Source organism: Streptomyces sp. NPDC059008 (assembly GCF_042749045.1).
In the GTDB taxonomy this organism is placed as follows: Bacteria; Actinomycetota; Actinomycetes; order Streptomycetales; family Streptomycetaceae; genus Streptomyces.
In genome coordinates, this window is record NZ_JBHYJC010000003.1 from 200,687 (window position 1) to 207,297 (window position 6,611).

4 protein-coding genes are annotated in these 6,611 nt (G+C 73.7%); 3 read left to right on the top strand and 1 reads right to left on the bottom strand.

Translation table 11 applies throughout. The features are described 5' to 3' along the window. Positions 1-201: 201 nt before the first annotated feature. Complete coding sequence (locus ACFWZH_RS06185; protein ID WP_384426155.1) at positions 202-2,379, top strand: polyprenyl synthetase family protein; 2,178 nt, start codon at positions 202-204, stop codon at positions 2,377-2,379. A 56-nt stretch (positions 2,380-2,435) separates the two neighbouring features. Here ACFWZH_RS06185 and ACFWZH_RS06190 read toward each other — a convergent pair whose 3' ends face one another. Further along, entirely contained in the window at positions 2,436-4,805 is a 2,370-nt protein-coding gene (locus tag ACFWZH_RS06190) for a helix-turn-helix domain-containing protein (RefSeq protein ID WP_384426158.1), read from the bottom strand. A 160-nt stretch (positions 4,806-4,965) separates the two neighbouring features. Between ACFWZH_RS06190 and ACFWZH_RS06195 the strand changes: the two genes are divergently transcribed. Next, positions 4,966-6,033: a BTAD domain-containing putative transcriptional regulator gene (locus ACFWZH_RS06195; protein ID WP_384426160.1), complete on the top strand. Its 1,068-nt coding sequence runs from the start codon at positions 4,966-4,968 to the stop codon at positions 6,031-6,033. Then, a partial coding sequence (locus tag ACFWZH_RS06200) for a hypothetical protein (protein WP_384426163.1) occupies positions 6,030-6,611 on the top strand: 582 nt, incomplete at its 3' end. The genes ACFWZH_RS06195 and ACFWZH_RS06200, both read left to right, overlap by 4 nt.

A 6,611-nucleotide genomic window follows, 5' to 3' on the forward strand; every position in this document is an offset into this window, starting at 1 on the left:
CCGTCAACTCGGATTCGGACAAGTCGAGGTCGGGGTCGGAGGGGGCCGAGGGGGAGCGGTTCACCTGTGCAGGCGGTTTGCTGACGGACGGTGGTGGGCAACTCGCCTGGCCGGTGGCGGTTTCCTGGTAGGCCTGAAGGCGGCACTGGATTCCTTGGGCCGCCCACCGTGGCCGGGTGTCGGTGTGCCGTTGGGGGGAGCATGCTGGAGCGGTGGGCCCTGCGCGGCCGGCTGTGCGGGGAGGCCGGCGAGTCGTCCACGTTCGCGGTGATGTTCCTACGGGGTGTGGACGCGGCGGACGCCGGCCCATCGGTCCCGTGGCACGCGCTGTTGTGGTCCCGGTCGGGTGCCGGCGGCCGGGAGCCGGCTGTCCGCACCTGGATGGACGGTCAGGCGGTGGCGATGCTGCGGTCGGCCGTAGAGGCCGACGGGGCGATGGATCCTCGGGTGCGGGCGGCGCTGGCGGAGGCGTTGGCGGACGGGACGCCGGTGCCTCCCGACCGGCTGCTGCCCGGGCCGGTCGCGGTCGCCGCCACGGGGCGGGTGGGGCTCGAATACGGCGGTGTGGCCGCCCTGCAGGAGGCCGCCGACGGCTCGTACCGGCTCACCGTGCTGGAGGAGGACGGCCTCGGACTGGACCTGGTCGTCGCGCCCACCCGGGCAGCACTCCCGCACAGGGGCCTTGGGGACCTGGGCGGCCATTGCCGGCCGCGCTGCGACGTGCGGGGCGTGATCGCCGTACCGGGCGAGCGGCCGGCGGCGGTGTCGGGCAGCGGATGGTACGACCACACCACCGGCGCCGACCTTCCGCGGATGACCGGCGGGAGGCCGACGGCCGATGCCGGCTGGAGCCGTCTGGACATCGGGTTGGACTGCGGCTGGGACATCTGCGTCGGAGACGTCCGGGTCCAGGACCTGGTCTCCCGCCGTGTCACCGACCGCCTTACGGCGGCGGGCGTCGTGGCTCCCGACGGCACCGTCGTCCGGGCCCGGCCGCACCTCGCGGAATCGTCCTCGTGGACCTCGCTCGCCACGCTCAACACCTATCCGACGTCCTGGGAGGTCCGGCTCCCGGAAGTGGACGCACAGCTCACGGTCACGGCGACCGTGGACCAGGACATCCGCAGCCTGCTGTTCGGCTGGGGGCTGCTGTGTACGGACGCCGAGGTGCGGGGCACTCTGGGCGGTCGGCCGGTCCGGGGCCGGGCCTGGGTGGAAGTGGTGCCCGCCCAGAAGGTCACCGACATCGTGGAATATCTGGGACGGCTCCAGAAGGTCACCCGGCGCGAGGTGGACCTGCTCTACCCGGACCGTCCCTCACCGGCCTTGACGGCCTCGCTGCTCGGTGGCTGCGGCACCTCGACCGAGGGCATGTCCGATACGACGGTGCACGAGACCATGGTGCGGCCCATCCGCCACCTCACGGACCCCGGGGGCAGGGGCTGGCGGACGTTCGTGTGCTGCGCGGCGATGGGGCTGCTCGGAGTCGACAGCGGCGCGTACGCCCCGTTGCTGGCGGTCGTCGAGGTGATCCACAGCGCGAACCTGGCGATCGACGACGTGCAGGACGGTTCGACCTCCCGGAGGGGCGTCCCGGCCGTGCACACCGTCTACGGCGTGCCGACCGCGATCAACGCCGCCACCGCCGCGTACTTCGTCCTCGACCGTGTCATCGAGGAGGTCGTGCCCGATGACGACACCCTGCGCCTGGGCGTCTACCAGCGGTGGATACGGGCCGTGCGGGCGGCGCACGGCGGCCAGGCGGTCGACATAGCGGGCCACACCGAAGCGATGGACCAGGCGGTCGCCGCCCACGATCCGACCGCGCTGCTGGCCCGCATCCAGGCGGCCCACCGGTTCAAGACCGGTTTGCCGGCCCGCGCCTTCGCCGAGATCGGAGGCCTGATCGCCAGAGGCGACACCCCGCGGATCGACGCTCTGGGGGAGTACTTCGAAGCCGTAGGCACCGCCTACCAGATCACCGACGACCTCCTCGACCTGCACGGCGCGACGATTCCCGCCCCGCAGGGCGCACACCGCAAGCACTGCGGGGAGGACCTCCGGACCGGCAAGGTCACCACCCCGCTCGCCCGCTCCGTCTCCCTGCTGCCGGCCGAGGAGATCTCGCGGCTGTGGAGGTCCGTGCGCGGCGGTGGAGCGGATGCGGCGACGGTGCGCGAGGTCGCCACCGCCGTCACCGGCTGCGGCGCCGTCCAAGCCTGTTACGAAGAGGCGAAGGCCCACGTCGACGCCGCATGGCACCGACTTGACCCCTTGCTGGCGGAGTCCGTCACCAAGGTGCTGGTGCGCGCCCTGGGGAACTACGCCGCCCTGCGGGGAACGGAAGTCCCCGCTCAGGACGGCGTGTTGTGGAGGTGACGGTCACCAGGCCCGCCCAGAGGCCGAGGGGGGCCGTCCACCCCCGGACCGTCTCGTCAGGCTGACCCCGATGCGTCGGTCGGGCGTGGGCCGTCCGGCCCCGTCGGCCGCGGTGGGACACGGGGCGAGCGGTAGGCGCGGGCGAGGTGGCGTTGCAGCCGGGCGTGGCGGAACTGGTAGACCGCGCCGGCCTGACGGAGCACACCGCGCTGGTAGGCGTCTTCGAGGAAGGTGACGACGGACCAGGGCAGTCGGCCGGTCAGCGGCAGCCAGATCCGGGAGAACACCGCCCACTGGCCCCAGGCGGTCAGGCTCAGCGCATAGCCGAGGGCGCCGCCGAGCCCGCTGATGAGGCCGAGCTTGAGGGAGGCGGTGAGGCTCCAGACGACCGGGCCCGCGACCGCCTCCACGAGACCGATCACGGCCATGGATCCCAGGCCGACCAGGAGGCCGAAGGTGGGGGACCAGAGCAGGAGTTGGGTGGCGACCGTCCGGGAGTTCGTACGCAGCAGACTGACCGGACTGACGGCGGACCGGATGTCGAGGGGGGCTTCGAAGAGGGCCAGCAGGCCGAACGTGGGGCCGGCTCCCAGCGCGAACACGAGCCCGTAGACGATGCCGTCGTCGAGGCCGACGGCCAGGACGGCCGGAATGCTGCCGTGCGCGAGGACGCCGTTGAGCACCCCGCGGACGAAGCCGTAGCAGAGACCGAACACGAGCCCGCACACCAAACCGATCACCAGCCGGGGGAGGGCTCTCCGTCTGGCCCGCGCGTCCCGGCCGAACAGCTTCATGCGCATGCCGGACGGCTCCACGGCCGCGTCGTCGGACGCGACCAGCAGCCAGTACGCGATGCCGAACAGCAGCCCGGAGAGGAGTCCCGCCGCCAGCCCGTCCGCGAGCTGGAAGGAGAGGGAGTCGAAGAGGGTGCCGACGAAACTGTCGACGAGCCCGATGGCCAGGCAGGTCGCCAGCGCCGTCACCAGCGTGCGCGTGGTACGGCGCAGCCCGTGGCCGAGCCGCCACCACTCCAGGTTGGGGGTGTCGAGCCGGGTCAGGTGGTCGGCCAGGTAGCCGAGCCAGTACTGGGCGCGTTCCGGGTCGACGGCGCGGCGCGGCCCGCTGCCGGGGCGGTGCTCGGGCCGGGGGCGGTAGGCGGTGGCGATGAAGTTGTCGAGGAGGTGGTCCTCCAACTCCTCGGGGCGGGAGAAGCGCCGGGTTTCCAGGAGCGAGGCCGGGTCGTTGCCGGGTGTGTCGCTGTAGACGGCGCGGGCGAGGGTGACCATCAGCGGAGTGGTCAGCACCGTGGCGAGGTTGGCACCGGCCTGGCTGTGCGGCCGTTCGCGCAGCTCGTTCAGTACGGGATCCCAGGCGGTCGCCGAGGGGGCCCCACCGCGGGCCTTGCGCGTGGTGCGCGGCAGGTAGTCGGCCAGGTCTCCGAGGGTGAGGTCGGTCAGCTCCACCGCGGCGGCGGAGGTGAGTACGTCGGTCTCCGCCACCGCGGCGGCGTACTCGGACGGACGGCTCGTCAGCAGCAGGGGAAGCGTCGTGGCGTTGAGCGCCTCCAGCGCGGGACGGCGCAGTCCACCGGCTATCTCGTCGAAGCCGTCCAGCACGGGAAGCACCCGGCCGGTCTCGACCAGCGCGGCGGCCAGGCTCGACCCGCCGGGTCCCGGGGCGGCGAGACCGGGGTGATCGCGGGTGAGTTGCGCGGCCAGCCAGTCCCGGAACGTCACGACGGTCGGATCCCACGAGCCGATGCTGAAGATCACCGGTACCGCGTCGGTACGGCTCCTCGACGTCAGGTGGTCCAGGACGAACCGCACGGCGAGGATCGTCTTCCCGGACCCTGAACGGCCCAGCACCACCAGCCGCCCGGACGGGATCCGCCGGTACACGTCCGCGATCTCGTCCAGTTGCCCGCTCAGGTCCAGCGGGCCGGGCGCGGCACCGGCGGGCAGCCGGCGGACGTTGGCCCAGTGATCGGTCAACTCCTCGGCGACCGGCCGCCAGCGCACCGGCAGCGGATAGGGATCGTGGACCTGCCGCTGCTCCTCCTCGCGCCGCCAGCGGGCGGCCACCGACTGCGCCAGCTGCTCGGACACGTCGGCCAGGGTTTCGTCCAACGCCGACTCCGGCCGGCCGCCCGGAACCGGCTCGGGGCGCGCGGCCGGGTCCTCCGGCCGGCTGCCGTCCCCGGTCCGGCGGACGGCAGCCGCCAGCAGCTCCTCACGTTCCTCGGGGCTCAGCCCGAGCGCGTCGGCCAGCAGGCGCACCGTGGTCACCCTGGGGTCGGCGCGTTCGCCGGTCTCCAGCCCGCGGACGGTGCGCACGCCCACTCCGGCGCGCTCCGCCAGCGCCTCCTGGGTCATCCCGGCCGCCCGCCGCAGCCGCTTCAGCAGGGCGCTGAACTCACTGGTCGTCACAGGTCACGCCTTCCCCCGGCATGTCGATTCCCCCAGGTGAGGGACTCTAGCGCGGCCACCGGCCGGATACGGCCGGTCTGCTGGCCTGTCCGCCGCACGGTGCCGGGGCCAGCGTCGACGGCATCGACCAGACCGACCACCGGAGTCAGGGGATCCCACGATGCCGCCGACCGCGACCGCCGACCGACCGACCGTCACCACGCTCACGCCCCAGGAGCGCGAGCTGCTCTACGCGGTCGGCTGCGGCCTGAGGGACGCCGAGATCGCCTCCGCCCTCGCCCTCCCCGACGACGCCGTGGCCGGACGCCTCGCCCGGATCCTCGCCAAACTCGGGCTGCGCGACCGGGCCGCCGCCATCGTCCACGCCTTCGACTGCGGCCTGGTCGTCCCCGGCCACGGCCCGCGCGAGGCGGCGAGCCCGGTGGCACGGACCGCCGGCGGCCGGGCACGCGAGCCGCGGGTGCGGATCTGCGTGCTCGGCCCCCTGCGGGCCTGGCGCGACGGACAGCCCGTGGACCTGGGGCCGCTCCGCCAGCAGGCCGTGCTCGCGGCGCTGGCGCTCTGCCCGGACCGGACGGTCAGCCAGCACGAACTGCTCGACGGGGTGTGGGGGACGGAACCGCCGAACACGAAGGTGGTGCCGGTGTACATCTACCGACTACGGAAGATCCTCAACAGGGGGGACGGCCAGGACTCGGTGATCCGGCGCGATCGGTGCGGCTACCGGCTGGTCCCCGGCGCGGTCGAGGTGGATGTGACGCGCATGGAGGAACTGGTCACCGCCGCCGCGAAGGCCGAGCGGGCCGGCGAACTCGCCGAGGCGGTCCGGGTCTGCGCCCAGGCGGTGGACCTGTTCCGCGGGGAGCTGCTGTCCTGTCTGCCCGGGCCGTTCGTCGAGTTGGAGCGGCTACGGCTCACCGAGCGCAGGATCGCCCTCGCGCAGCGGAAGCTGGACTGGCAGCTGCGGCTGGGCCGGCACTCCGAGGCCGTCGCCGAGCTGTGGGCCCTGTCCGTGGCGCAGCCCCTGAACGAACCGGTCGCCGCGATGCTGATGCGTGCGCTGCACCGCAGCGGCCGGCGGGCCGAAGCGTTGGCCGTCTACGACCGCACCCGACGCCGTCTGGCCGACGACCTGGGGGTCTCGCCGGGCCGGCTGCTGAGCCGGACGCACCTGATCATCCTGCGCGGGCACGACGCCGGCCTCGGCCTCACCCGCACCACGCCATGACCCGTCCGGCGCCGCGTGCGCGCGGTGAGGAACTGCTGCTGGCGCGGATCTCGGCAGCGGCCGGCCGCGCGCGCCTGGGCAGGCGGCGCGCCACCTACGCGGGGGCCGGGCATCCGGCCACCGCGCTGACCGGCCCGCTCCGGGTGATCCGCCACCTGCTGGCCTTCGCCCGGTACGGCCGGTCCGCCGCGACGAAGGCGCGCGTGGAGGCGCGACTGGACCTGTACGAGCACGGGATGACGGTGGCCGTCAGGGGACGGATCCAGGTCATCCGCTACGACACCACCTCGGTGTTCCACAAGAGCGTCCGGCCCGCACACGGCTCGGCGCGGGCCGGCGCTCTCGGCGTCCACACGCTCACCGACGTCGAAGGGAAGCGGGTCGTGCTGTACGACGGGCCGGAGCACGGCGATGCGGAGGAATGGGCGCCCGAAGTCCGACGGGCCGTCGTCCGCGCCCAACTGCCGTGCGCCCCGGCCGCGCGCGCCCAGGGCGGACCACAAGCCGTAGGGGGCCACAGGCTGGCCCCGGGAGGGGTGGGTTGCGCGGAGGTGTCCGCCCCGGGGCCGCAGGTACGG

What these genes read in the sequence shown, in the direction of transcription:
- ACFWZH_RS06185 (WP_384426155.1), top strand. Translation starts at nt 202, where the DNA reads ATGCTGGAGCGGTGGGCCCTGCGCGGCCGGCTGTGCGGGGAGGCCGGC.
- ACFWZH_RS06195 (WP_384426160.1), top strand. Translation starts at nt 4,966, where the DNA reads ATGCCGCCGACCGCGACCGCCGACCGACCGACCGTCACCACGCTCACG.